28 protein-coding genes are annotated in these 22182 nt (G+C 66.3%); 10 read left to right on the top strand and 18 right to left on the bottom strand.

What is annotated here, in order from left to right:
- Nucleotides 1-14: 14 nt before the first annotated feature.
- Entirely contained in the window at nt 15-1232 is a 1218-nt protein-coding gene (locus H977_RS0107115; protein ID WP_029107209.1) for a glycosyltransferase, read from the bottom strand.
- A gap of 236 nt (nt 1233-1468) precedes the next feature.
- On the opposite strand from H977_RS0107115, the gene H977_RS0107110 reads away from it, so the two are divergent.
- The 7 genes from H977_RS0107110 to H977_RS0107075 all read left to right on the top strand — a co-directional run bounded on the left by H977_RS0107110 (nt 1469) and on the right by H977_RS0107075 (nt 5947).
- A complete protein-coding gene (locus tag H977_RS0107110; protein WP_036475266.1) occupies nt 1469-1696 on the top strand; it encodes a hypothetical protein in 228 nt (75 codons plus the stop codon).
- A complete protein-coding gene (locus tag H977_RS0107105) occupies nt 1693-2181 on the top strand; it encodes a hypothetical protein (RefSeq protein WP_231395891.1) in 489 nt (162 codons plus the stop codon). The genes H977_RS0107110 and H977_RS0107105 overlap by 4 nt, the downstream gene beginning before the upstream one ends.
- Nucleotides 2181-3410 (top strand): Nramp family divalent metal transporter, encoded by a 1230-nt coding sequence (locus H977_RS0107100; RefSeq protein ID WP_029107206.1) that lies wholly within the window; start codon nt 2181-2183, stop codon nt 3408-3410. Before H977_RS0107105 ends, H977_RS0107100 begins: the two co-directional genes overlap by 1 nt.
- Entirely contained in the window at nt 3407-3772 is a 366-nt protein-coding gene (locus tag H977_RS0107095) for a hypothetical protein (RefSeq protein ID WP_051288704.1), read from the top strand. The genes H977_RS0107100 and H977_RS0107095 overlap by 4 nt, the downstream gene beginning before the upstream one ends.
- A complete protein-coding gene (locus H977_RS0107090) occupies nt 3759-4097 on the top strand; it encodes a hypothetical protein (protein ID WP_029107204.1) in 339 nt (112 codons plus the stop codon). The genes H977_RS0107095 and H977_RS0107090 overlap by 14 nt, the downstream gene beginning before the upstream one ends.
- Nucleotides 4098-4428: 331 nt before the next feature.
- Nucleotides 4429-4854, top strand: a complete 426-nt coding sequence (locus tag H977_RS0107080; RefSeq protein WP_051288703.1) for a DUF4383 domain-containing protein — start codon at nt 4429-4431, stop codon at nt 4852-4854.
- A gap of 73 nt (nt 4855-4927) precedes the next feature.
- Nucleotides 4928-5947 (top strand): iron-containing redox enzyme family protein, encoded by a 1020-nt coding sequence (locus H977_RS0107075; RefSeq protein ID WP_029107202.1) that lies wholly within the window; start codon nt 4928-4930, stop codon nt 5945-5947.
- Here H977_RS0107075 and H977_RS0107070 read toward each other — a convergent pair.
- Nucleotides 5927-6133: a CDGSH iron-sulfur domain-containing protein gene (locus H977_RS0107070; protein WP_029107201.1), complete on the bottom strand. Its 207-nt coding sequence runs from the start codon at nt 6131-6133 to the stop codon at nt 5927-5929. The genes H977_RS0107075 and H977_RS0107070 overlap by 21 nt on opposite strands.
- Nucleotides 6130-6828 (bottom strand): HemK2/MTQ2 family protein methyltransferase, encoded by a 699-nt coding sequence (locus H977_RS0107065; RefSeq protein ID WP_196808178.1) that lies wholly within the window; start codon nt 6826-6828, stop codon nt 6130-6132. The genes H977_RS0107070 and H977_RS0107065 overlap by 4 nt, the downstream gene beginning before the upstream one ends.
- A 170-nt stretch (nt 6829-6998) precedes the next feature.
- Here H977_RS0107065 and mbp1 point away from each other — a divergent pair, with 170 nt between their 5' ends.
- Nucleotides 6999-7241 carry a microaggregate-binding protein 1 gene (mbp1, locus tag H977_RS0107060; protein WP_029107199.1) on the top strand — a complete coding sequence of 81 codons (243 nt, stop codon included), beginning with the start codon at nt 6999-7001 and terminating at the stop codon, nt 7239-7241.
- 59 nt (nt 7242-7300) lie between these two features.
- On the opposite strand, the gene usfY is transcribed toward mbp1, so the two are convergent.
- The 3 genes from usfY to H977_RS0107045 are packed head-to-tail and all read right to left on the bottom strand — an operon-like array spanning nt 7301 to nt 8955.
- Nucleotides 7301-7609 (bottom strand): protein UsfY, encoded by a 309-nt coding sequence (gene usfY, locus H977_RS0107055; protein ID WP_029107198.1) that lies wholly within the window; start codon nt 7607-7609, stop codon nt 7301-7303.
- A gap of 12 nt (nt 7610-7621) precedes the next feature.
- Entirely contained in the window at nt 7622-8239 is a 618-nt protein-coding gene (locus tag H977_RS0107050) for a flavodoxin family protein (RefSeq protein ID WP_029107197.1), read from the bottom strand.
- Between the two features lie 29 nt (nt 8240-8268).
- Complete coding sequence (locus H977_RS0107045; RefSeq protein ID WP_029107196.1) at nt 8269-8955, bottom strand: PAS and ANTAR domain-containing protein; 687 nt, start codon at nt 8953-8955, stop codon at nt 8269-8271.
- A gap of 84 nt (nt 8956-9039) precedes the next feature.
- Between H977_RS0107045 and H977_RS0107040 the strand changes: the two genes are divergently transcribed.
- A complete protein-coding gene (locus H977_RS0107040; protein ID WP_196808177.1) occupies nt 9040-9609 on the top strand; it encodes a restriction endonuclease in 570 nt (189 codons plus the stop codon).
- Here the strand turns inward: H977_RS0107040 and lat are convergent.
- Entirely contained in the window at nt 9586-10938 is a 1353-nt protein-coding gene (lat, locus tag H977_RS0107035) for an L-lysine 6-transaminase (RefSeq protein WP_029107194.1), read from the bottom strand. The genes H977_RS0107040 and lat overlap by 24 nt on opposite strands.
- A gap of 52 nt (nt 10939-10990) precedes the next feature.
- A complete protein-coding gene (locus tag H977_RS0107030; RefSeq protein WP_029107193.1) occupies nt 10991-11455 on the bottom strand; it encodes an Lrp/AsnC family transcriptional regulator in 465 nt (154 codons plus the stop codon).
- Nucleotides 11456-11497: 42 nt separating this feature from the next.
- Here H977_RS0107030 and amaB point away from each other — a divergent pair, with 42 nt between their 5' ends.
- Nucleotides 11498-13048: an L-piperidine-6-carboxylate dehydrogenase gene (gene amaB / locus H977_RS0107025; protein ID WP_029107192.1), complete on the top strand. Its 1551-nt coding sequence runs from the start codon at nt 11498-11500 to the stop codon at nt 13046-13048.
- On the opposite strand, the gene H977_RS32665 is transcribed toward amaB, so the two are convergent.
- From H977_RS32665 to H977_RS0106975, 10 genes are read right to left on the bottom strand one after another with little or no spacing between them, the layout of a single operon-like run.
- Complete coding sequence (locus tag H977_RS32665) at nt 13016-14278, bottom strand: amidohydrolase family protein (protein WP_231395890.1); 1263 nt, start codon at nt 14276-14278, stop codon at nt 13016-13018. The genes amaB and H977_RS32665 overlap by 33 nt on opposite strands.
- 25 nt (nt 14279-14303) lie before the next feature.
- Complete coding sequence (locus H977_RS0107015; RefSeq protein ID WP_036475264.1) at nt 14304-15365, bottom strand: acetamidase/formamidase family protein; 1062 nt, start codon at nt 15363-15365, stop codon at nt 14304-14306.
- Nucleotides 15365-15766: an allophanate hydrolase-related protein gene (locus H977_RS0107010; protein WP_036475262.1), complete on the bottom strand. Its 402-nt coding sequence runs from the start codon at nt 15764-15766 to the stop codon at nt 15365-15367. Before H977_RS0107010 ends, H977_RS0107015 begins: the two co-directional genes overlap by 1 nt.
- A 25-nt stretch (nt 15767-15791) precedes the next feature.
- A complete protein-coding gene (locus tag H977_RS0107005) occupies nt 15792-16457 on the bottom strand; it encodes a GntR family transcriptional regulator (RefSeq protein ID WP_036475260.1) in 666 nt (221 codons plus the stop codon).
- Nucleotides 16454-17323 carry a hypothetical protein gene (locus H977_RS0107000; protein WP_029107188.1) on the bottom strand — a complete coding sequence of 290 codons (870 nt, stop codon included), beginning with the start codon at nt 17321-17323 and terminating at the stop codon, nt 16454-16456. The genes H977_RS0107005 and H977_RS0107000 overlap by 4 nt, the downstream gene beginning before the upstream one ends.
- Complete coding sequence (gene allB, locus H977_RS0106995) at nt 17320-18684, bottom strand: allantoinase AllB (RefSeq protein WP_029107187.1); 1365 nt, start codon at nt 18682-18684, stop codon at nt 17320-17322. Before allB ends, H977_RS0107000 begins: the two co-directional genes overlap by 4 nt.
- A 48-nt stretch (nt 18685-18732) precedes the next feature.
- Nucleotides 18733-19785: an ABC transporter substrate-binding protein gene (locus H977_RS0106990; protein WP_029107186.1), complete on the bottom strand. Its 1053-nt coding sequence runs from the start codon at nt 19783-19785 to the stop codon at nt 18733-18735.
- A gap of 34 nt (nt 19786-19819) precedes the next feature.
- Nucleotides 19820-20620 carry an ABC transporter permease gene (locus H977_RS0106985; RefSeq protein WP_196808176.1) on the bottom strand — a complete coding sequence of 267 codons (801 nt, stop codon included), beginning with the start codon at nt 20618-20620 and terminating at the stop codon, nt 19820-19822.
- On the bottom strand, nt 20617-21375 hold the full coding sequence (locus tag H977_RS0106980) for an ABC transporter permease (protein WP_029107184.1): 759 nt from the start codon (nt 21373-21375) through the stop codon (nt 20617-20619). The genes H977_RS0106985 and H977_RS0106980 overlap by 4 nt, the downstream gene beginning before the upstream one ends.
- Nucleotides 21372-22181: an ABC transporter ATP-binding protein gene (locus H977_RS0106975; RefSeq protein WP_029107183.1), complete on the bottom strand. Its 810-nt coding sequence runs from the start codon at nt 22179-22181 to the stop codon at nt 21372-21374. Before H977_RS0106975 ends, H977_RS0106980 begins: the two co-directional genes overlap by 4 nt.
- Nucleotide 22182: the final 1 nt, after the last annotated feature.

The following is a 22182-nucleotide window of genomic DNA, read 5'->3' as shown; positions in this document are numbered from 1 at the left end:
GAGCCTCGTCACCCTTATGACACCGAGGTCGCCTGCGGCGGCAGGTACGCGGCAGGTTCCACGCGGTCGTAGACCCGCAGCGTGTCCGCCGCGATCCGGTCCCAGGAATAGCGGGACCGGGCCCGGTCCCGTCCGGCGGCTCCGAGACTCTGCCGACGGAAGTCGTCACGCAGCAGTGCGTTGAGAGCGTCAGAGAGCAGGTCAGGCCGCTTCGGTGGCACCAACCGACCGGTGATGTCGTCCACCACGGTGTCCAACATGCCGCCGACGGCCGAGGCGACAACCGGAATCCCACAGGCCATTGCCTCCAGGGGGACGATGCCGAACGGCTCGTACCACGGCGTGCAGGCCACTACGTCCGCCGATCGCAAGACGGCGGGCATCTCCGCGTGGTCGACGGCGCCACAGAGCCGCACCCGGTCTGCGACGCCGAGTTCCCCGGCCAATCGCCGCAGTCGGCACGCCTCGGCGTCGCGCGCCAGCTCGGCTCGCGGTGGTCCGCCCACGATCACCAACTCGGTGTCGGCAACGGTGGTCAGTGCCCGGATCGCGAGGTCGAATCCCTTGCGCGGCGCGAATCTTCCGACGCTGACGATGCGGTGGGGCGCGCCGCGTCGGCGGCGGGGCCCGTCGGGTGTGAACAGGTCGACATCTACTCCGCACGGCACCACGGAGATTCTCGAGCGGGACCGGCCCAGCCTCATCAACTCGAACACTTCGTCGGTGCAGGTGGCCGCAACCCATGTCGCGCCGCGCGCCACCATCGTTTCCAGCTTGAGGCGTTCGGGAGGGCTCGTGCCATCGCCGCCCTGATAGCGGCGCTCGATCACGCCCAACTCGTAAAAGGTCTGCACGACCGGCAGATTGAGATGACGTGCCGCCAGTTGGCCGGCCACGCCCGACATCCAGAAGTGCGCGTGCACGATGTCCGGGCGGTCTTCTGCCCATGTCGTGTCGAGGAATCTGGCGAACTCGCCCATGTGCTGCAGCAGTTCGTCTTTCGGAATGCGTTCAGCAGGTCCTGCCGGGACGTGCGCCACGGTGTAGCCGTCGGCCGTCCTGACCCTGGCAGGCAACCCCGGGTCGTCCCGGCGGGTGTAGACGGTGACGTCGTGCCCCTGCCGGGCCAGCGCGGCCGACAGCGCGGCCACATTCACGTTCTGCCCACCCGCGTTGATTCCGCGGAGTGCAGCCAGCGGACTGGCATGCTCTGACACCATCGCGATCTTCATGCAAGCCTCCTCGACGAGCTCACGGCCGGATCGACATCTTGTTCCCGCAACGCACCAACCGGAACCTCTTGCACCGCATGCCTGCCCGCCACGAACGACTTCATCCAGGAGCCGTGTACGTGCCACGCGAGAATCGATCGCGGGGGGACTGCGTTCATGGGGCGGAAGTACCCGGGCAACGGTCACTTAAACACCCGAAGAGTTTGATCGAGAAGGCACCGGGTATCCCCGGCCGTATGACCCGCGACGATGTGCCCGACGAGGTACCGATCGCCGACGCGCTCGAGCAGGACCGCGAGCCCAGCGAACCGGTTCCCGACGCCGAAGTGGCTGTGACAGACCAGGACGGCCCTCCACTGGAGGCCGCCGATCCGGACTGGCAGGAACAGCGGGAGGCGGTCACCGACGACCTCGGACTCGATGAGTTCGACCGCGACGACGGCGGCGAAACCCTGCCCGGATGACGGTGACCGCCATGGCGGAGCAGGCAGAAAGCGAAGACCGTGCGCGGCGGGTTCGGACGGCACTGATCACCGTCGTACTGATCGCCGTACTCGGGCTCCTGCTGACCCGTTGCCCAGCCAACCGCGACGGCATGCCCGGCCAGCTCGCCCAGAGCATGAAAGAGACGGTGGCCGCCGCCCGCAGCGGCGCATACGCGTTGGACCTGCGGATACGTGACCGCTCCACACCGCAACTGGTCAGCGTCCAGATCTCCGATGCGCGCGAAGAGATCGTCAAGGCCTACAAGGGGATCGCGGATCTCAAGGCCGACGAACCGGTCGACCTCGACCGCCAGCGGATGCTCACCGAAGCCCAGACCACGTTGATCGGCCAACTCAACACCGCCTCGGCTCGGGTCCGCGAGGTGGCGGCCGAGCCCGAGCTGTCCGCACTCCGCGGCCAACTGCTGACATCGGCCGCCGCCCTGGAAAACGGTTACCGCTGATGAAGAAGTTCTTTGCGGTAGCGCTGGGAATTCTGACCGCGATCGGCGGATTCCTCGACATCGGCGATCTGGTGATGAATGCCGTGGTCGGTTCCCGGTTCGGGTTGGCACTGGTCTGGGTGGTGCTCGTCGGCGTTGTCGGGATCTGCCTGTTCGCCCAGATGGCGGGCCGGGTGGCCGCGGTGAGCGGGCGCGCCACCTTCGAGATCATCCGGGAACGATTGGGGCCGCGGACCGCGGCGGCGAACCTGACGGCCTCGTTCCTGATCAATCTGATGACCCTGACGGCCGAGATCGGCGGCGTCGCCCTGGCGCTGCAACTGGCGACGGACGTCGGGCGGATGATGTGGATACCGGTGGCGGCTTTCGCGGTGTGGCTGGTGGTCTGGCGGGTCAAGTTCTCGGTGATGGAGAACACCGCCGGTCTGGCCGGGCTGTGCCTGATCGTCTTCGCCGTGGCCGTCTTTGCCCTGCAACCACATTGGGGCGAGCTGGCCCAGCAGGCGACGCAACCGGTGATTCCGGAATCCGAATCCTCGGCGACCTACTGGTACTACGCGATCGCGTTGTTCGGGGCCGCGATGACCCCGTACGAGGTGTTCTTCTTCTCCTCCGGCGCCGTTGAAGAACATTGGAAGACAAAAGATCTCGGAGTATCACGGCTCAACGTCCTGGTCGGGTTCCCACTCGGCGGCATCCTCTCGGTGGCCATCGCGACCTGCGCGACCCTGGTTCTGTTACCGCAACAGATCGAGGTGACATCACTGTCGCAGATCGTGATGCCCGTCGTGGAGGCCGGCGGAAAACTCGCGCTGGCGTTCGCCATCGTCGGCATCGTGGCGGCCACATTCGGCGCGGCCCTCGAGACCACGCTGTCCAGTGGCTACACCCTGGCCCAGTTCTTCGGCTGGCCGTGGGGCAAGTTCCGCCGTCCCGCCGAGGCGTCCCGGTTCCACGTCGTGATGTTCGTGAGCATCGTCGTCGGCGCCGCGGTCCTGTTCACGGGCGTCGACCCGGTGATGGTCACCGAGTATTCGGTGGTGTTCTCGGCCATCGCACTCCCGCTGACCTATCTGCCCATCCTCATCGTGGCCAACGATCCGGAGTATATGGGCGACAAGACGAACGGAAGGCTGCTCAACATGTTCGGTTCGGTGTATCTGGTGATCATCGTGGCCGCCTCGCTGGCAGCCATACCGCTGATGATCGTGACGGCGGCGGGCCAATGAGCATCGTCGACGCCCGCCTGCACCTGCTGGACCGGCAGCTGCTCGACGACGACGGTGCCCCGGTCGGCATCGTCGACGATCTCGAAATCGACGGCATCGAGGCCGATGTGGACATCGAACCGGGCAGCCCACCGCCGCGCGTCACCGCGATCCTCTCAGGACAAGTGGTGATGACGCGCATCCTCGGCGGTGCACCGCCGCGATCGATGTTGCACGAGATTCCCTGGAGACACGTCGCTTCGGTGGACGTCACCGTGCACCTGACGTCTTCGGAGCTGCCGGCGGACGCCGACTGGGTAGAACGCTGGCTGCGCGACCACATCGTCGCGCGTATCCCGGGAGGACGTCATGCAGCTGAGTAATCTGCTCGGGCTCCGCGTGCTGGATGCCGGGCACCACCCGGTCGGAACCGTCATAGATGTCCGGCTCAGGATCGCCGGAGACGGCGCGGATCACCCGCGCAGTCCAGAACTGACCGGCCTGGTGATCAGTCCGCGCACCCGCTCGGCGTATCTGGGTTACGAGCGCACCGGCCTCGACGCACCGTGGCTCATCGCAACCATCGCCGCATGGCGGCATCGCGGGACCTTCCTGGCCGCATGGGACGACGTGGCCAGAGTCGCTTCCGACCACATCATGCTGCGTGCCGGGTACAGCCGACGCCCGCCGGCCCTTCGGTGTCAGTGACCGCATCGCCACGGCAATGCCACAGCAACTCGGCAACGGCATACTCCGTGAGCGCCCGCTGCCGCTGAGACTCGATGACGTCGGCGATCCGCTCGAAAAGCGCTTCTGGCCTGGCCATGTTCCTCACCTCGACTCCGACAGATCGCTCGTATACCCCGCCCGGTACCAGTACAAACCGCCCGAAACGGTTTGACCGGACCCCGGCGGGTAACCCACAGCGACACAGCCGCGCCCCTGGCGCGACTCTCACAGAAAGGGCTGTCCCGTGGGAACTGCGAATCCAAGGAGCCCCGGCCGCCCTGCGCGGCGGGCCCCACTGCAAGCCGGCGCCATGATTGTCGGGATCCTCTTCCTCGTCGTCGGTGTGCTGGGGTTCATCCCGGGCATCACCACCGACTACGGCGATCTGCACTGGGCCGGACACCATTCGGAAGCGATGCTGCTGGGGGTGTTCGGTGTGTCGGTTCTGCACAATCTCGTGCACCTGGCATTCGGAGCGGTCGGCGTGCTCACCGCCCGGCGAGCCGGCGCCGCGCGCGCGTATCTGATCGGCGGCGGGGTGATCTATGCCCTCCTCTGGCTCTACGGTCTGGTGATCGACCGCGACAGTTCGGCCAATTTCATCCCGGTGAACAACGCCGACAATTGGCTGCATTTCGGCTTGGCAATCGTCATGATCGGCTTGGGATTGGTGTTCGGCCGGGCGGCGACGGCGACCAGCGGGATCGGCACGGGCGCACCAGGCACCATCGAGTAGACCCGTAGAAGCGGTAAAAACACTGCAGCAGACGGGTTTACCCAAGACCGCCGACGGGCATACCTCCTGCGCCATGACGACGCCATCAACCCTTACGCAGCCGGGGCTGCCGCCCGCGAAGGGGCCCATCTCCGGCGCGCTCATCGAGCGGCTCGGCGATCGGGCACCGCACAACCACCTCGAACCGGTGTGGATCCCGCTGCGTGATGCCGATCCGTTCGGCCTGGATGTGCAACTCGCGCTCTACATCTGCTACGAACTGCACTACCGAGGCTTTGCCGGCGTCGATCAGGACTGGGAATGGAACGCGGGGCTGTTGCACCTGCGCTCGCAGTTCGAGCGAATATTCCTCGCGGCGGTCCGGCGCGAGGTCGGCGTAATCGATCCGGACGACACCGCCGAACGCGAGATGGCGCGCGTGTCGGCCGAGCCCGTCGACGGCACGGGCCCGTCCTATCACCTTCGCGACGAGGGCACATGGGACCAGATGCGCGAGTACTTCGTGCACCGGTCGTTGTACCACCTCAAAGAGGGCGACCCGCACGCGTGGCTGATCCCGCGCCTGAGCGGCCAGGCGAAAGCCGCCTTCGTCGCCGTCGAGTACGACGAATACGGGGCCGGTTCGGCCGATCGCCTCCACCAGCACCTCTTCGCCGACCTCATGCGCGAGGCCGAGCTGGACAACCGCTACCTCGGCTATCTGGACGCGGTACCGGCCGAGAGCCTCGCGTTGGTCAATCTCATGTCCATGTTCGGCTTGCACCGACGACTACGTGGTGCCGCCGCGGGCCATTTCGCGGCCACCGAGATCACGTCCTCGCCCGGATCGCAGCGCATGGTGGCCGCCCTGGAACGAATGGACGCGCCCGAGGCATGCATCAGGTTCTACCGTGAGCACGTGGAGGCCGACGCGGTACACGAACAGGTGGTCCGGCACGATGTGGTGGGCGACCTGGTGCGGCGCGAGCCAGACCTCGACACCGATGTGGTGTTCGGGATTCGCGCCTTCGCCGCCATGGAGGACAGGCTGGCCGACCACCTGATGAAATGCTGGGTGGCCGAACGTAGTTCGCTATGCCGGCCGCTTGCTTGACGTCCGCTTGACCTTGCGGTGGCTGGTGTCACACAACGGATAGGTCTTGGACCGGCGGCACGTGCACAGCGCCACCATGAACCGATCTGATTCCACGGTGGTCCCATCGGGCAGCTCGATCCGTACCGGCCCCTCGATCAGGATCGGCCCGCCCTGAACCACCCGCACCGCCCGACACTCGCTCATGTTCTGTCCGCCCGGATGACGACCAGTTCCTCTTCGGCCCTGGTTTCCATCAGTCGCCCGGTGTCCCGGAGCCAATGAGCCTGCAGGCGCAACACCGGGCCGAACGGAATCCGCTGGCTCGCACAGACGTCCGCGTCCAGGCCAGCCGACCGCAACAGGTCCAACGACCGTTCGACATCGGCGAACTCCGACTGGACCAGGAACAGCGACCCGCCTTCGGCCAGGAGCGCGGCGGCCGAGCGGCACAGCGGGTCGAGAACCAGCCGGCCGTCCGGCCCTCCGTTCCAGGAGACCATCGGGCCGGTCGAGACGACCGCGTCCGCGGAGGTCTCCGGCGCCACCGGAACATAGGGCGGATTGCACATCACGATGTCGAACGGTTCATGTTCGAGCGCCTGGGTCCACGAGCCGAGCCTGGCATCGACATCGACCCGTGCCGCCAGCGCGTTGGCCTGTGTACAGTGCACCGCGCTGGGTGAAATATCCAGCGCGGTAACTTCTCTGGCACCCAGCTCGGCCGCGGCGATGGCAACGGCTCCGCTTCCGGTACACAGGTCCACCACCCGCCGGCCCGCCACGACGTCGTGGCGCTCGAGCGCGTCGATCAGCAGCCACGAGTCGTGCTGCGGCCGGTAAACGCTCTCGGCGCCAACGGCAATGGTCTCTGCGGACATTTCACCGGCCATTTCACTCATTCCGGAAAGCACCCCTATCCGATACCCAACCGGGCCGTCCGCAAACTTCCTGTTTGGCGATCGGCGATTCGTCACGACACGTTTAGCGCCGCCGCATCCGGGAAATCCCAGGGGTGCGTGGAGAAGCCGCGTGAAAAACCAATCCACTCCAAGCAGCGGAAAGGTAGAGCATGACCGAGAAGAACTCAGGACCTGAAGAAGGCATCAAGGGCGTCGTCGAGGACGTCAAGGGTAAGGCGAAGGAAGCCGTCGGTACTGTGACCGGGCGTGAAGACCTGGTCCGCGAGGGTAAGGCCCAGCAGGACAAGGCCGACGCCCAGCAGGACGCGGCCAAGAAGGAAGCCGAGGCCGAATCGGCCCGGGCGGGTGCCAAGGCCGCCGAAAAGCGCGAGCAGGCGAGCCAGAGGCCCTAGCCCGACCTGATTGAAGAGATGGCCCAGCCAAGGTGGCTGGGCCATCTCGCTTGCTCGGATCAACTGTTCGGCGCTTGCCGGATCACACCGGGATGTTCTGCGTACCAACGTTCTTCCATACGCCGCACGCGCAGATGCGCGATCGCGAGCCACAGCCCACCTGCCAGCAGGCCGACCGCGGCCAGCACGGCGAGCACCACGCCCACCCCGGTGTTGCCGGTCGCGAAGCCGAACAGGCACGCGACGAACATCACCACACCCAGGCCGATCAGCACCAGCGCCGGCATGTTGCGGTTGTCCTTCATCGCCTCCCCGGCATGCGGCCGGGTCGTCCTGGTGTGGTCGACAGGATCGTCGGGACCTTTCATCATTTCTCCCTCTTACTCGTAGCGTGGGTATTGCCCCACCTTGAGCAGTTCGGCCAGATGCGCGGCGTTACGCGCCGCGGCGGCGGTGGCATCGGCGACGGGACCGGGTACCTCGTCGAGATCCTGATAATCGGTGCCGTGCATGGCCTCGCCGTTCCAGTACGTACAGCCCTGCGCTGGGATCGTGTAGCCGATGTCGTTGAGACCCTGGAAAAGGTCGGCGACGGTCTTGTGGGCACCGTCCTCGTTGCCCACGACCGATACCAGCGCCACCTTGCCCGCCAGCACCGGACGACCGGCGTCGTCGGTGTTGGACAGTTCGGCATCGAGTCGTTCCAGGACGCGCTGCGCGATGCTCGACGGGTGTCCCAGCCACACCGGTGTCGACAGCAGCAGGATGTCGGCGTCGAGAATCTTCCGGCGGATCTCCGGCCACTGGTCGTCACCACCCATATCGGCCTCTACCCCGGGCTCGATGACGAAATCGGCGCACCGCACCGACTCCGTGCCGACCCCGAGCGCGCCGAGATTCTCGAGGACCTGGCCGGCGATCAGCTCACTGCTGGACTCCGCCGGACGGCGCTTGAGGCTGCAGACGAGGGCCATCGCGGTCAGGGTCGGGGCCGTCATGAACCACTACTTCCCTTGGCGGGCCCTGGCTAAACCTCCCGGCGAACCCGCACGTGGGTGGTGAGAAGTATCCGGTCCAAGATCGCGCGGCTGGGAAGCGTCTCGGAGTAATCGAGGGCCTGGAAATCTGCGGCCAGCTGCTCGGCCAGCAGCCGCAACTTCGTATTGGTCTCCTGCGACCGCCATTTGAGCAGGTCGAACGCCGCTTCCGCGTTGATCCGGTAGATCAACATCAACATGCCCTTGGCCTGCTCGATGGCACCGCGGGCCTCCGCGATTCCCGCCACCACGTCGGTGACGGCCTGCGCCTGCGCCTGCGCGATCGAGGGTGAGACATCGACGTAGAAGCCGTGCGTCCCGATGATCGCACCGTTGTCATCGAAAAGCTGATCCCCGACCACAACGACGTGATGGACGTCGCCGGCTGTGTCGATGATGCGGTGCCGGGTGCTGAACGCCCCGGAAGTGCGGCGGATCTCGAGCAGAGTCGCGGCCACCTGCCCGTAGTCCTCGGGGTGCTTGTGGGCGAGCACCAACTCGGTGGTCGGGCGCGCGGTACCAGGGTCGTACCCGTGCATCCGCTCCACCTGCGGCGACCATTCCCAGCGCTCGTCGGCGAAATAGAACCGGAACCAGCCGACACGCTGCGGCTCACCGCCGGCGAGCGCATGCTCGATCGGCGACTCGGTGTTCCCCGCGTCCGGGTCACTCGTCACGGATGGAGCCTAACGCGGCGAGCGGGCAGTGGCTCCATCGATTCCTCACGACATTTGTCACCGGCAACATCTACATTCAGCGTCGTGAGACGGGCCCGGATCAAGATCCTCATCTCGGCCGGCGCGGCAGCCGCGATCGCGTGTCACCTGGCCGGAGTCGACGCGGCTCGGAGCGCAGCCATCGGCGTGGCCGTACCGCTGCTACTGGCGGCCACGCCACGATTCCTGCTGGGCGCACTGCGTGGGGCCGGCACTCCGACCGCGCGCGAGCAAGCGGCCACAGAGATGACCGGGCTGGAATTCGAAGACCATGTGGCCCGCGCGGCACGCAATTGTGGACTGCCGGTGATCATGACTCCTCTCACGGGCGATTGGGGGGTGGATCTGATCGTCGGACATCGGCCGAACCGGATTGCGGTGCAATGCAAACGACTGTCACGGCCGGTGGGTGCAAGCGCCGTGCAGGAGGTCGTCGCGGGTGCGCCGATGCAGGATTGCACCAGGACCATGGTGGTCACCAACAACCAATTCACCCCGGCCGCACGTAAACTCGCCGAACTGCACGGCTGCGAACTCGTGGGCGGCGCCGACCTGCCCAGGCTCAAGTCCATCCTGCGCCGCGCCGCGTCGTCAGAGCCGGCCCGCGACCCCTGACCTCAACGCGTCCCGAACCGCCTCGAGACATCGGTCGATCTCGTCGCGTGTCACGCTCAGCGTGGGCCGGAAACGCACCGAGTCGGGCCCACTCGGCAGCATGATGACGTGGCGGTCCCACAACCGCCTCACCAGCTCGTCGCGCGCGGTGGCTGAGGGCAAACTGAATGCGCACATCAGGCCGCGGCCGCGTGGGTCGAGGACCGTGCCGGGGTAATCGGTTGCGAGCGCGCGTAACTGATCGAGAAGGTGGTCACCCATCACCGTCGCGTTGCGCAGCAGATCGTCGGACTCGATGACTTCGAGGATGCGCCGTGAGCGCACCATGTCCACCAGGTTGCCACCCCACGTGGAGTTGATCCGCGAACTCACGGTGAAGACGTTGTCGGCGATGTCGTCGACCTTTCGACCCGCCATCACCCCACACACCTGAGTCTTCTTGCCGAAGGCGACCACATCGGGGGTAACCCCCAATTGCTGGTAGGCCCAAGCGGTTCCGGTGATACCGCACCCGGTCTGCACCTCGTCGAAGATCAGCAGTGCGTCGAACTCGTCACACAACTCACGCATGGCGGCGAAGAACTGGGGCCGCATGTGCCGGTCACCGCCCTCCCCCTGGATCGGCTCGGCGATGAAGCAGGCGATGTCGTGGGGGTTCTCCTCGAACGCGGCCCTGGCCGCACGCAGCGAATCAGCTTCGAGCGCATCGATATCCGCTCCAGGTCGCAGATAGGGAGCGTCGATGCGGGGCCAGTCGAACTTCGGGAATCGGGCCACCTTGATCGGGTCCGTATTCGTCAGCGACATGGTGTATCCGCTGCGACCGTGGAATGCTCCGCGGAGATGCAGCACCTTGGTACCCAACGCCGGATCGCGCCCGTGCGCCTCGTTGTGCCGGCTCTTCCAGTCGAAGGCCACCTTGAGCGCGTTCTCGACCGCCAGCGCACCGCCGTCGACGAAGAACAGATGCGGTAGTGCGGAGTCGCCGAGGACGCGACGGAAGGTATCGACGAACCGGGCCATCGGCACGCTGTAGATGTCGGAATTGCTCGGCTTGTTGACCGCAACCCGCGCCAGCTCGGACCGGAATTCTTCAGCGCCGGGGACGTCGCCGGTCAGCGCCGGGTGGTTCATCCCGAGAGCCGACGAGGCGAAGAACGTGAACATGTCCAGGAAGCGTTCACTGGTGCGCGCGTCCACCAGATAGGAACCCCGGGAACGGTCCAAATCCAGCACGAAGTCGAAGCCGTCGGTCAGGACGCTGCGCGCCAGGACTGCCCGGACCTGGTCAGGCGTTACGTGCGGCGTGGTCGTCAGCACTGCGGTCATGGCGCCATACTAACGGAACTTTTACGGTGGCCAGCACTTGTGACAGGAAGTGTTACGGAATGTAGTCTCGACCACTGTAAAAAGTCTGCAGAATGATGGTGCTGCGCGTCCGGACATTCGCGGCGGTCCTGATCCTCTGGAGCAGGTCCTCCAAGGCCCGGGCCGAGGAAACCCGAACCAGCAGGACGTAGCTCTCCTCACCAGCCACCGAGTGGCACGATTCGATTTCGGGGATGTGCTGCAACCGCGTGGGTGCATCATCGGGTTGGGACGGATCGAGAGGAGTGATGGCGACGAACGCCGAGAGCATGTTGCCCAGCGCCTCGGGATTGAGCCGCGCGGCGTATCCGGTCACCACACCCCGCGACTCCAACCGGCGCACCCGAGCCTGCACCGCAGACACCGACAACCCCGCGGCCGATGCCAAGTGCGACAGCGTGGCCCTGCCGTCGGCGACGAGCGCGCGGACCAGGATCCGGTCGGTGTCGTCCAGCACATATTCGTCGGCTTCACCCATGGCCCGCACTGTAACGCCTCGGCAACCCCAGAAAGGCACACGATGACCACCACCGAACGGACCGATCTCCCCACGGCAGAGGAGCTGCGCCGGCGGGTACAGAGGTCCTTGGAAGCCCTCGGCGCCACACCGGAACTCGGCGAGCCGACCACCCCGGACAGTGGCCTGCACGCCAGCACGCCGATCACCGGTGACGTGCTGTTCACCCTCCCCGAGGACAGCCTCGAACAGGTCGATGCCGCTATCGCGGCTGCCGCACAAGCCTTTTCGACCTGGCGTGCCACCCCGGCGCCCGTGCGCGGTGCCCTGGTGGCACGCCTGGGCGAACTGCTCGTCGAACACAAGGCCGACCTGGCCACGCTCGTGACGGTAGAGGCCGGGAAGATCACGTCCGAGGCACTGGGCGAGGTGCAGGAGATGATCGACATCTGCCAGTTCGCCGTCGGGCTCTCGCGCCAGCTGTACGGGCGCACCATCGCTTCCGAACGGCCCGGACACCGACTGATGGAGACGTGGCATCCGCTGGGCGTCGTGGGCGTGATCACCGCTTTCAACTTCCCGGTCGCGGTGTGGGCATGGAACACCGCGGTGGCGCTCGTGTGCGGCGACACGGTGGTGTGGAAGCCGTCGGAGCTGACGCCGCTCACCGCGATCGCCTGCCAGGCACTGATCGAGCGCGCCGCATCAGACGTCGGCGCGCCCGCATCCGTGAGCCGACTCATCCTGGGCGGACGTGAGCTGGGTGAGCGACTGGTCGACGATCCGCGGGTGGCGCTACTCAGCGCGACCGGCTCGGTGCGCATGGGCCAACAGGTGGGCCCGCGGGTGGCGGCCCGGTTCGGCAAGGCTCTGCTCGAGCTGGGCGGCAACAACGCAGCGATCGTGTCACCCTCGGCCGATCTGGACCTGGCCGTGCGGGCGATCGTGTTCTCCGCGGCGGGTACCGCGGGCCAGCGGTGCACGACGCTGCGCCGGTTGATCGTGCACTCGTCGGTCGCCGACGATCTGGTGTCGCGAATCGTCTCGGCCTATCAGAGCCTCCCGATCGGCGATCCGAGCGTGGACGCCACCCTGGTCGGCCCGCTGATCCACACCCGGGCCTACCGGGACATGGTCGGGGCACTGGAGCAGGCCCGCGCCGACGGCGGCGAGGTGTTCGGCGGTGAGCGTCACGACCTCGGTGACGAGGGTGCGTTCTATGTCGCGCCCGCAGTGGTGCGGATGCCGGCACAGACGGACATCGTGCACACCGAGACCTTCGCGCCCATCCTGTACGTCATGACCTACGACGACATCGACGATGCGATCGCCCTGAACAACGCAGTGCCACAGGGCCTTTCGTCGGCGATCTTCACCACCGACGTACGTGAGGCCGAGCGGTTCATGGCCGCTGACGGATCCGACTGCGGCATCGCCAACGTCAACATCGGGACCTCGGGAGCCGAGATCGGCGGCGCGTTCGGCGGCGAGAAGCACACCGGCGGTGGCCGCGAGTCCGGGTCCGACTCGTGGAAGGCATACATGCGACGGGCCACCAACACGGTCAACTACTCCTCGGAGCTACCGCTGGCCCAGGGCGTCCATTTCGGGTAGGCGGCCGACCCGCGTCACAGCGCAGGATCGGCTGGTGCGACTGATCGACACGAGGCGGCCCCGGCTCAGCACCATTCGATCCTGTGGCGCGCCGGCCACCGCCTCTTCCAAGCTCGATGCCCGGATGGCCAGCAGATCCGCGGACAGGCCGGCAGCCACTCCCGCCACCGGCAGACCCATGATGTCGCGGGCCCCTGCACTGACAGCGTGGTAAGCCTCACTGACCGACAAATGCCCGGCCGCCACGAGCAGCATCGCGGTCTCCAGTGCGTCGCTGCGGCCCAGCGGGTTGTAGGGGTCGCGGACGTTGTCCGCGCCACCGGCAACGCGCACACCGGCGTCCAACAACGCCCGAACGGCAGTCAGTCCGCGCGGCGTGGCGACCGGATCGGCCCAGCCTTGCAGGTACAGATTGGTGATCGGGAGGCTGACGATGCCGACGTCACTGTGTTTCACCGCGCGGATCACCCGGTCGAGCACATCGGCTTGCACCATCCCCAGGCTGACACAGTGTCCGGCGGTGACCGGCAACGACTTCGGCCAGTCCCGCACCGAATGCGCCAGTTCCTCCAGCGTGAGCATCATCGGGTTGAGTTGTTCGTCGGTATGCATGTCTACGCCGACATTGCGGGAGCGCGCAATCGCCAACAACCGCTGTAGATTTCCGCTGGGATCCGGCGTCTGGTGTGGATGGCCGCCGACGAATTCGGCACCGAGATCCAGGGCTGCGTGCACGGCCGCATCGTCGGCGAAGTACGGCGCCATGGCAACGATCTGGATGTCCATGACGGCGGCGAGTTCCTCGCGCACCGCGACCAGCGCGCGGATCCCCCGCAGTGGGTCATCGCCGCGCAACAGGTTGACGTGCGACCGCACCGCGGTGGTTCCGTTGCCGAGCAACAGCAGTGCCGCCCTGCGAGCACGCTCGGCGATGCCCTCGACGGTCAGGGACGGGGTGTGGTTTTCCCACGCGGCGATGGCTGCGCCGAGATCTCCCATGGGCGGCCGGATCTCGTCGAAGGACAGCGCCTTGTCCAGATGCGCGTGCGGCTCGGTAGGAGCGGTCAGCAGCAGATGCCCGCTGAGGTCGAGGTCATCTCCGACGGCCACCCGCCCCGCGGCGGGGACGACATCGCGAACCCTTCCCCGTTCGAGGTGCACGTCGACGACGCGGCCGTCCGGCAGCGTGGCGTTGTGCAATACCGGCACGGCTCGTCCGTGCGCTGTCACCGGTGAACTCTGGGCCATCACAGTCCTAACAGAAGTCGGATTTGCGGATCGTGCAGTGCACACCCTTGACGATGTCGACCACCTGGGTGACCGAAAAGTCGCCGGCCGCACTGAGATAGAGGTATGCCTCGCTGGGTGTCATCCCGGTGTGCGCCGACAGGAAGTCGACCGACAGTTGAGCGCACTGACGCATCGCCTCGTCGAGGCTTTCGTTCATGCCGAGAATGATCCAGTGATCATCGGTGTCGACGAACGGCATGGGCGCACGCGCCGGTGTCAGCGAGGTCACCACCGTAAGGCGTGCCGTAGCCCGCAACGAACCTTCCAGCGCGGTCAGGGCGATCTCGCCGTTGCCCTGCGCGAAGTGAGGATCGCCGAGGTAGAACCCAGCACCGGGCACCTGGACCGGTAGGTACAGCGAGCTGCCGACCACGATGTCCCGCACATCCATGTTGCCCCCGAATGGACCCGGCGGGATGGTGCTGAGCGGCTCCGGACCGGCAGGGGTCACACCACACAGGCCCATGAACGGCCGGAATCCGATTGTCGCTCGGCCACGGGCGAATTCGAACACGGCACGTGTTCCGGTCCCGTCGAGCCTGCAGAACTTGCTGAACACCGCGGGAATACTGCCGTCGGATTCTCGCGGCAGCCGATCCGGCAGCGCACCGCGCTGGTGCCTGCTGGAGACGACACCGTACGGGACGCGCGGCCGCAGATCCAGGAAGTCGACGCGTAGCCAATCGCCCGGCTGTGCACCGCGGACGTGAACCGGCCCGAGCACGATATGCGGTGCCTTCGGCGCTACCGGCTTGCGCAGGTCCGACGCTGCCAGGTCGATGGCGTCGGTGAGTACATCGGTCCTCTCGACACCGTGCCGGCCGAAGTAGGCGACCGGGTCACGGCCCTGATCCTCCATCAGCCCTTCCTGCGACACGGTGTCGAAGGTGACGGTCCGGCCGCTGTCGACGGTGAGCACCGGTGCCGTGTCAGGGGTGGGAAGCGTTCCCCAACTGATGGTTTCGCTGTTGCACCACAGATAGTGCTCCGCGGTCCCTGGGTCGATCCCGGCCTGCAGGATCGGCATCACCGCGTCCCGGCAGGCTCGCCCAGGTGCTGTCGCCACCCACCACGTGCGGTGATCTCCCGCGCCTGGTCATCCTCGGTCGGCAACGATCGGCACACCATACTCAGTGCACCGCGGCCGTCTTCGAGTTGGATCACCGAAAGTTCGAGCTCGGCGGGCTCCCGGGGCAACAGATTCTCCCGTAGTTCTGCGTAGCTCATCTCGTAGATCTCCCCGGGCACCGACCAGCCGCCAGAGCGCACCGGTGCCAGCCCGGGAAACACGTCGCCGAAGGAGAAGAACCGGTAGGCCGGCGCGGTGCGCACCGGACCGACGAACCGGGCCGAGGCCAGGGCATCGTTGAGCGGCCCGCCCGACATGGCCTGGCCGTTGACAAACATCAGGACAGTCTCGTGTGACATGAAAACTCCGTCTGGAAAAGTAGGTTCAGCTCAACGTGGTGTTGCCGTGGCCGCGCAGCGCGTGCACGCGCATGGCGGTGGCCGCGCGGTCGAGGTCGCCGCTGGCAAGGTCGTCGAGCAGGGTGCGGTGCTGGGAGATCGGCTCATGACCCGGCTGCTGGACGTAGTCGTCGGTCGGATACAGAAACGCCTGGCGCTCCAGGAACGACGACGTGATCGGGCAGAACGCGGCGCGATTGATGGCCATGTGGAACTCCAGATGCGCCATCGCATATTGCGGACTCACGACGCCGTGCTCCCGCATTGCGGCGGCAAGTGGGTCCAGCCCGTCATACAGCGAATCCCAGTCCACTTCAGCGTATTTGGCGGTGACCAGCTTCGCCGCGACCTGATCGAACGCGACCCGCAGTTCGTGCAACTCGGCGCGGGCGGCCGCGTCGACCTCGACCACCACGAGCTGACCGCGCCTCACCCGCTCGACGAGTCCTTCACTCGTCAAGCGCTGCAGCGCCTCACGTATCGGCGTCCGGCTGACCCCGAGATCCTCGGCGATCTCCTCCTCGGTCAGCCGGATACCGCCGGCGTATTCACCGGTGGTGATCTGCTGCCGCAGATAGCGGTACACCTGCTCGCGCACGCTCAGCGGTTCACCCGTGGTGGAAACGGCGAGGGTACTGTCCAACGGACTCATCTCATCCTCGCTTTCGCCAGTGCGGCGCGGCACGCGTTCGTCGCGCGCTGCATGAAGGTGCCCGACATCACGTTCATACCCGCTTGCAGCGCCGATGTCTGCAATGCGCTCACCCGGTTGTTCAGGTCGAAGAACTGGTTGCCGGGCGCGGTCAGCCGGCCGAAGTCGAAGGCGAACGGCGTGTCCTCCGAGGCGTCGGTCTCCCCCCAGGTCGTGGTGTTGACGAGCAGCGACGGCGGCTCGTCTCCCAGCAGTTCGGCGACCCCGGCCGGGCCGCAGTGCTCGGCGCCGAATCGCCGCGCCCACGTCGCGAGCGCCTCGACGTTGCGTGCCGAACCGATAAGGTGGGCCTGCGGCCACGCCCGACGGCAGGCCAGCGCCACCGAGTTCGACGAACCGCCCGAACCCAGCACCAGTACCGACTCCGGAGTCCTGCCGCCCATCAGGGTCTCCATGGCTGCCTGGGAAGCCCAGCTGTTGGTGTTGACTCCGACCGCGCCTGTCGATCCGCGAACGATGGTGTCGACCACGCCCGTCTGTGCGGCCGACGTGGTCAGAGTCGGTATCGCAGGAGCCACCTCTTGTTTCCACGGGCTGAGCACCAGGGCCAGCGACCAGCGCGAATCACCCAGTAGCTCAACGGGACTGTCGAAGTGAACGGTGTCGTCCAGGTCGACGTTCTCGGCGAGCAGTGCGTCGTGCAGGAGCCTGCCCTTCAGTGCATGCGCGGCAGTGGTGCCGATTCCCGCGATCACGGTCGGGTCCGACGAGGCTGATCCGGTTGCGACGCTCCGCACCTCGTCGACGCACTGCGCCACGGCGGCACGGATCGTCGCTGCGCCGTCGGCCTCCAGGAGGGCCGTCATCGCGCGCCCTCCCGTACCGGCTTCACCTGGCGGCCGGCGGGTGCACCGATCACCTCGCCTTTCTCGTAGACCAGTTGACCGCGCAGATAGGTGGCCACCACACTGCCGGTGAGCTCCCACCCGTGATAGGGCGTGACATTGTGCTTGGAGTGCAGGCCGGCCTGGTCCAGCACCACCTCGGCACCGGAATCGACAAGTACGAGGTCGGCATCGAAACCCGGTGCGATCCGGCCCTTGTCGGCCATCGACCAGCGCCGTGCCGGGGTGTACGAACACAATCGCACGATGTCCTCCACCGCCAGCCGGCCCTTGGCGGCGGCGGTCAGCATCAGCGGGAGCATGGTCTCGACGCCGATGAATCCGCCATAGGCCTTCCACACATCGGTCTCGGCCTGTTCGGTGACGGTGTGCGGAGCGTGGTCGGTAGCGACCACGTCGACATCACCCCGGTCGATGCCCGCCCACAGCGCGGCGACATCGGCCGCCGGGCGGATCGGCGGGTTGAGCTTGATCAGGTTTCCGTAGGTGTCATAGGCACTGTCATCGAGGAACAGATGGGACACCAGGGCTTCGATGCTGACCCGGTGACCCTGAGCCCGCATGTCCATGACGCGTTGCAGTCCCGCGGCGGTGGACAGGTGGTGGATATGCAGCTTCGTCTTGGCCTCGGTGGCCATGGTGATGATCCGGGTGATCGCCTCGACCTCGACGAACGCCGGCCTGCCCTCCAGGTGGGCACGCGGATCCCGCCGGCCCTCGGCCTGCAACCGGTCTCCGAACATGCGCAACAGGTGGTCGTTCTCGGCGTGGACACCGACCACCAGATCCGCGTCGGCAGCGGCTTCCAGGCCACGGAATATCGCGGCGTCGTTGGGGCAGCGGTTGTCGCCCGTCGTCTGTCCCATGAAGAGCTTGAACCCCATGGCGCCCAGCTCGGCCATACCGGCAATCTCGTCCGCGTTGTCGTGATCGAGCATTCCGTAGAGCCCGAAATCCACGAATGCCTTGTTCTTCACCAGATCGAGCTTCTGCTGGTAACGCTCCGCTGTGGCGACCGGTGGTTTCGTGTTGGGCATGTCGACAACGGTGGTCACCCCGCCTGCGGCCGCCGCCGACGTGCCGCTGGCGAAGTCTTCCTTCTCGGTCATGCCAGGCTCGCGGAGGTGCACATGCACGTCGACCAGGCCGGGCAGTACCAGCAGCCCGGCCGCGTCGACCGTCGGAACCCCTTCCATCGCAAGGTCATCGCCGACCGCGATGACCTTGCCCTTGGCCACCGCGATGTCCTGGCGGCGGCGGCCGTCGTGGGACACCACGGTTCCTCCGGTTACGACGAGGTCCGGGGCGGGTGGAGCGGTCATGTCACGACCTTTCTGTTCATGTGGTCATTCGATGGGTCGAGGTGCGAGCTACGTCAGCGTCAGATCCGGGTTCTGTTCGTAGACTTCGCGAATGGGGCCGAGGTCGAACAGGTCGTCGACGGACAGGTTGAGCCCGCCGGCAGCAATGGCCTTGATGTTCGCCGCCGCGGTTTCGTCGGAGATCGCCACGATCTGTTGCGAAGGCCTCCCATCGCGGATCAGTTCGTTGCCGGCCAGGCAGCAGTCGTAGGTGGCCTCGGGGTTCAGATGCAGGTCTTTGCCGTACTCGTTGACCGTGAGATCCGTCGCCATCTTCGGGTTGTCGAGCACCTCGCGCCAGCCGCGGATCTCGGCGTGCAGGAACGCCTTGAGCTTGTCCCGATTCTTGTCGATGTTCTCCTGCGTGGTGATGTAGGTCTGCCCCACGAGCGGAAATCCGACGTCGGCCAGGAGCATGGTGTTGATGTCGAATCCCTTGTGCCGGAGGTCGACAACCTGGCTGTTGATGAAACCGAGGTAGCCGTCGATCTGGCCGGCGGTCATACCGATGGGGTCTCCCTGGACGGGGACCGTGTTGATTCGGGAGGAGTCCAGTTTCAGGGCTGACATGAAGTTGCGCCAGACGGGTTCGCTCGACGACGCACATCCGATTGTCTTGCCGTACAGGTCCTCCGGAGTCTTGATCGGCTTGTCTCCCATCGACATGATGCAGCCCGCATATCGGTTGTAGACCGCGCCGACGATCTTCAGCGGCGCCCCCTTGGCCACAGCCGATCCCACGATCGGCACCTGCGACACCCCCGCGAAGGTACGCGACAACACATCCGATTCGATCGGTGGCGCGGTGGGCCCGCCGGAGACCAGGTCAGCGCCGCTGAATCCGGCGTCGGTGTAGTAGCCCTTCTTGTCCGCGACGTAACTGCCGGCGAACTGGGTGTTCTTGATCCAGGCGAGCCGCTGGGAGGCCACGCCGAATCCGTCGGCGGCTCCGCTGGATTCGCCTGAGACACAGGCGGAGAGTACGGCCGGTGCGCCCAGCGCGAGGCCACCGATTGCGAGGCCTCTGGTGAGGAACTGGCGTCGACCGAGATGCTTGTTCATAGATGTGTCCGTTCGAGATTGAGTGGTGGCGTGCTCAGCGAGGAGCACTCATGCGGGCGGTGACAGCGGCCTCGATGACGCTGACGATCTGGTAGACGACGACGCAGGTGATGGTGAGCACGACGACCGACGCCCACAGCCGGGCGAACTCGAATTCGTTGGCATCGCGCAGCATCTGACCGCCCAGACCCTCGCCGGTGGCCAGCCATTCCGCCAGCAGCGCTCCGACCACAGAGGTGGTCACCGCGACCCGTGCGGCGGCGAACCAGGTGGGGATCGCGTGGGGCAGGGCCACCTTCGAGAAAGCTGCCCATGTGGAGCCGCCGTAGGCGGTGATCATCTCGACGTCGGTCCGCGGGGTGCTGCGAACTCCGTGCAACATGGTGAGCAACGCAGGTACCACGACAATGGCGGCTCCGATGACAGCCGTTCCGAGCACGCCGCGGTCGAAGATCAGCACAAGGATCGGAGCGATGGTCACCATCGGGATCGCATGCAGCGCCGTGACGGTCGGCAGGAACATCCTCTCGACCGTCCTGGAGAAGTAGAACAGCAGCGAAACCCCGGCCGCCAGAACCAGTCCGAGGACGAATCCGTACGCGGCGTCGACAGCTGTCCTGGCGAGATTCGTGGCGATACCGGCCCGGTGAGCCGCAGCATCGCCGTCGACGAACAGATAGTGCCAGACGTCGGCCGGCGACTTGGCCACATACGAGCTCACGTCGGCCACGCCGATGAACACGGTCCACACCACGAGGATTGCGAGCACCGCACCGCCCGACGTCAGCAGCATACGTGCGGCACCGCGGGCCGTCGGCGTCTGCAGAGTTGTCATGCTCGCCCTCCTGCCATCCCGGCGGCCCATGGCGTGGCAACCTTCTCGACGGTGTTGACCAAAACGAAGGCGAGGCCCGCGATGAGACTCGACACCAGAGTGATGCCCCAGGTCCGGACCACATCGCTGGAAGACTGCGCGACAACGAGTGCGGCACCGAGGCCACGTTCCTGCCCCATGAACTCACCGATGATCGCACCCAGAATCGCTGCCGGGACAGCGACTTTCAGCGCAGTCAGGATGCTGGGCAGCGCCGAGAGCAGTTCGACCTTGCGCAATACCAGATATCTGCCGCCGCCGTAGGCTCGCACCAGGTCCTTGCTGAGCGGATCCGCGTGGCGCAGGCCGTTGATCGTTCCCACCAGGGTGGTGAAGAAGACGGAGACGGCCGCCATGATGGCCGAGGTGACCATGCCGTCGAAACAGGCGGCCAGGATGGGAGCGATCGCGATCAGAGGGATGCACGCCGACGCAATCCCCGCCTGCAGCACCAACTTCTCCAGTGCCGGCACGGTGGTGACCAGGGCTGCGCAGCCGATCGCGGCAAGGTTGCCCCAGAAGTATCCGACGGACGCCGAAGCCAGAGTGACGGGTATGTGGATGCCGTAGAAGGCAGCGCCGTCGGACATCACCCCGGCAAGGATCTCGGTCGGCGCCACGATGCCGGGCCCGAGAATGCCCGTCATGCCGACGAGTTGCCATACCGACAGCACGATCAGAGAGCCGGCCAGACCGGCAAGGCGGTTGTGGTTCATCGGCCCACCGCCACCCGTACCTCGGCCTCGTCAGAACGCGAGCCGAACAGGATGGATGACAGCAGGTCGACGTATTCGTGAAACTCGCTGGTGCGCATCATCTCCGGCAGTCGAGGCCTGGGCAGGTCGATCTGGACCGACTTCACCACCCGGCCCGGCCGGGCACTCATGACCACGACCGTGTCGGACAGGAACACCGCCTCGGCAATGCCGTGGGTGACCATCAGGGTGGTGGCGGGCCGTTCGGTCCAGATCCGGAGCAACTCGACGTTGAGGCTCTGGCGGGTCATGTCGTCCAGGGCGCCGAACGGCTCGTCGAGCAGCAGCACCTTGGGCTTTACGACGAGGGCCCGCGCGATGGAGACCCGCTGACGCATACCGCCTGACAGCTGGGCGGGCCGTGCGGCCTCGAAGCCGGTCAGCCCCACCAGATCGATGAGTTCCTGGACGAAATCGTCGGACACGGACTGCTTGGACACCTCGAGCGGCAACCGGATGTTGGACCTGACCGACCGCCATGGCAGCAGGGCCGAATCCTGGAACGCGATGCCGAGATGGTGGTGCCTGCGCATGTCCTGTGGGGTCTCGCCGTGGACCAGGGCGGTGCCCGCGTTCTGCGCCTCAAGCCCGGCGAGGATCCGCAACACGGTGCTCTTGCCGCAGCCGGACGGTCCGAGGAGCGTCACGAACTCACCTTGGTCGGACTGGATGTCGACGCCGTCGAGCGCTGTGACAACCGACCGGCCCACCCTGAACTGCTTCGTCAGTCCCCCGATGTGAATCCCGGGTGCCGTCGGCGCGATCATG

This window comes from Mycobacterium sp. URHD0025, from assembly GCF_000426065.1.
In the GTDB taxonomy this organism is placed as follows: domain Bacteria; phylum Actinomycetota; class Actinomycetes; order Mycobacteriales; family Mycobacteriaceae; genus Mycobacterium.
The sequence above is the reverse complement of the archived record's forward strand: the minus strand, read 5'-3'. Positions and strand labels throughout refer to the sequence as shown.

What these genes read in the sequence shown, in the direction of transcription:
- allB (WP_029107187.1), bottom strand. Translation starts at nt 18,684, where the DNA reads ATGACCGCTCCACCCGCCCCGGACCTCGTCGTAACCGGAGGAACCGTG.
- lat (WP_029107194.1), bottom strand. Translation starts at nt 10,938, where the DNA reads ATGACCGCAGTGCTGACGACCACGCCGCACGTAACGCCTGACCAGGTC.
- H977_RS0107065 (WP_196808178.1), bottom strand. Translation starts at nt 6,828, where the DNA reads ATGAGTGAAATGGCCGGTGAAATGTCCGCAGAGACCATTGCCGTTGGC.
- H977_RS0106990 (WP_029107186.1), bottom strand. Translation starts at nt 19,785, where the DNA reads ATGAACAAGCATCTCGGTCGACGCCAGTTCCTCACCAGAGGCCTCGCA.
- H977_RS0107005 (WP_036475260.1), bottom strand. Translation starts at nt 16,457, where the DNA reads ATGAGTCCGTTGGACAGTACCCTCGCCGTTTCCACCACGGGTGAACCG.
- H977_RS0107105 (WP_231395891.1), top strand. Translation starts at nt 1,693, where the DNA reads ATGACGGTGACCGCCATGGCGGAGCAGGCAGAAAGCGAAGACCGTGCG.
- H977_RS0107110 (WP_036475266.1), top strand. Translation starts at nt 1,469, where the DNA reads ATGACCCGCGACGATGTGCCCGACGAGGTACCGATCGCCGACGCGCTC.
- H977_RS0107015 (WP_036475264.1), bottom strand. Translation starts at nt 15,365, where the DNA reads ATGCCGATCCTGCAGGCCGGGATCGACCCAGGGACCGCGGAGCACTAT.
- H977_RS0107000 (WP_029107188.1), bottom strand. Translation starts at nt 17,323, where the DNA reads ATGACGGCCCTCCTGGAGGCCGACGGCGCAGCGACGATCCGTGCCGCC.
- H977_RS0107080 (WP_051288703.1), top strand. Translation starts at nt 4,429, where the DNA reads ATGATTGTCGGGATCCTCTTCCTCGTCGTCGGTGTGCTGGGGTTCATC.
- usfY (WP_029107198.1), bottom strand. Translation starts at nt 7,609, where the DNA reads ATGAAAGGTCCCGACGATCCTGTCGACCACACCAGGACGACCCGGCCG.
- H977_RS0106975 (WP_029107183.1), bottom strand. Translation starts at nt 22,181, where the DNA reads ATGATCGCGCCGACGGCACCCGGGATTCACATCGGGGGACTGACGAAG.
- H977_RS0107075 (WP_029107202.1), top strand. Translation starts at nt 4,928, where the DNA reads ATGACGACGCCATCAACCCTTACGCAGCCGGGGCTGCCGCCCGCGAAG.
- H977_RS0107010 (WP_036475262.1), bottom strand. Translation starts at nt 15,766, where the DNA reads ATGTCACACGAGACTGTCCTGATGTTTGTCAACGGCCAGGCCATGTCG.
- H977_RS0106980 (WP_029107184.1), bottom strand. Translation starts at nt 21,375, where the DNA reads ATGAACCACAACCGCCTTGCCGGTCTGGCCGGCTCTCTGATCGTGCTG.
- H977_RS0107070 (WP_029107201.1), bottom strand. Translation starts at nt 6,133, where the DNA reads ATGAGCGAGTGTCGGGCGGTGCGGGTGGTTCAGGGCGGGCCGATCCTG.
- H977_RS0107050 (WP_029107197.1), bottom strand. Translation starts at nt 8,239, where the DNA reads ATGACGGCCCCGACCCTGACCGCGATGGCCCTCGTCTGCAGCCTCAAG.
- amaB (WP_029107192.1), top strand. Translation starts at nt 11,498, where the DNA reads ATGACCACCACCGAACGGACCGATCTCCCCACGGCAGAGGAGCTGCGC.
- H977_RS0106985 (WP_196808176.1), bottom strand. Translation starts at nt 20,620, where the DNA reads ATGACAACTCTGCAGACGCCGACGGCCCGCGGTGCCGCACGTATGCTG.
- H977_RS0107115 (WP_029107209.1), bottom strand. Translation starts at nt 1,232, where the DNA reads ATGAAGATCGCGATGGTGTCAGAGCATGCCAGTCCGCTGGCTGCACTC.
- H977_RS0107095 (WP_051288704.1), top strand. Translation starts at nt 3,407, where the DNA reads ATGAGCATCGTCGACGCCCGCCTGCACCTGCTGGACCGGCAGCTGCTC.
- H977_RS0107100 (WP_029107206.1), top strand. Translation starts at nt 2,181, where the DNA reads ATGAAGAAGTTCTTTGCGGTAGCGCTGGGAATTCTGACCGCGATCGGC.
- H977_RS0107090 (WP_029107204.1), top strand. Translation starts at nt 3,759, where the DNA reads ATGCAGCTGAGTAATCTGCTCGGGCTCCGCGTGCTGGATGCCGGGCAC.
- H977_RS0107030 (WP_029107193.1), bottom strand. Translation starts at nt 11,455, where the DNA reads ATGGGTGAAGCCGACGAATATGTGCTGGACGACACCGACCGGATCCTG.
- mbp1 (WP_029107199.1), top strand. Translation starts at nt 6,999, where the DNA reads ATGACCGAGAAGAACTCAGGACCTGAAGAAGGCATCAAGGGCGTCGTC.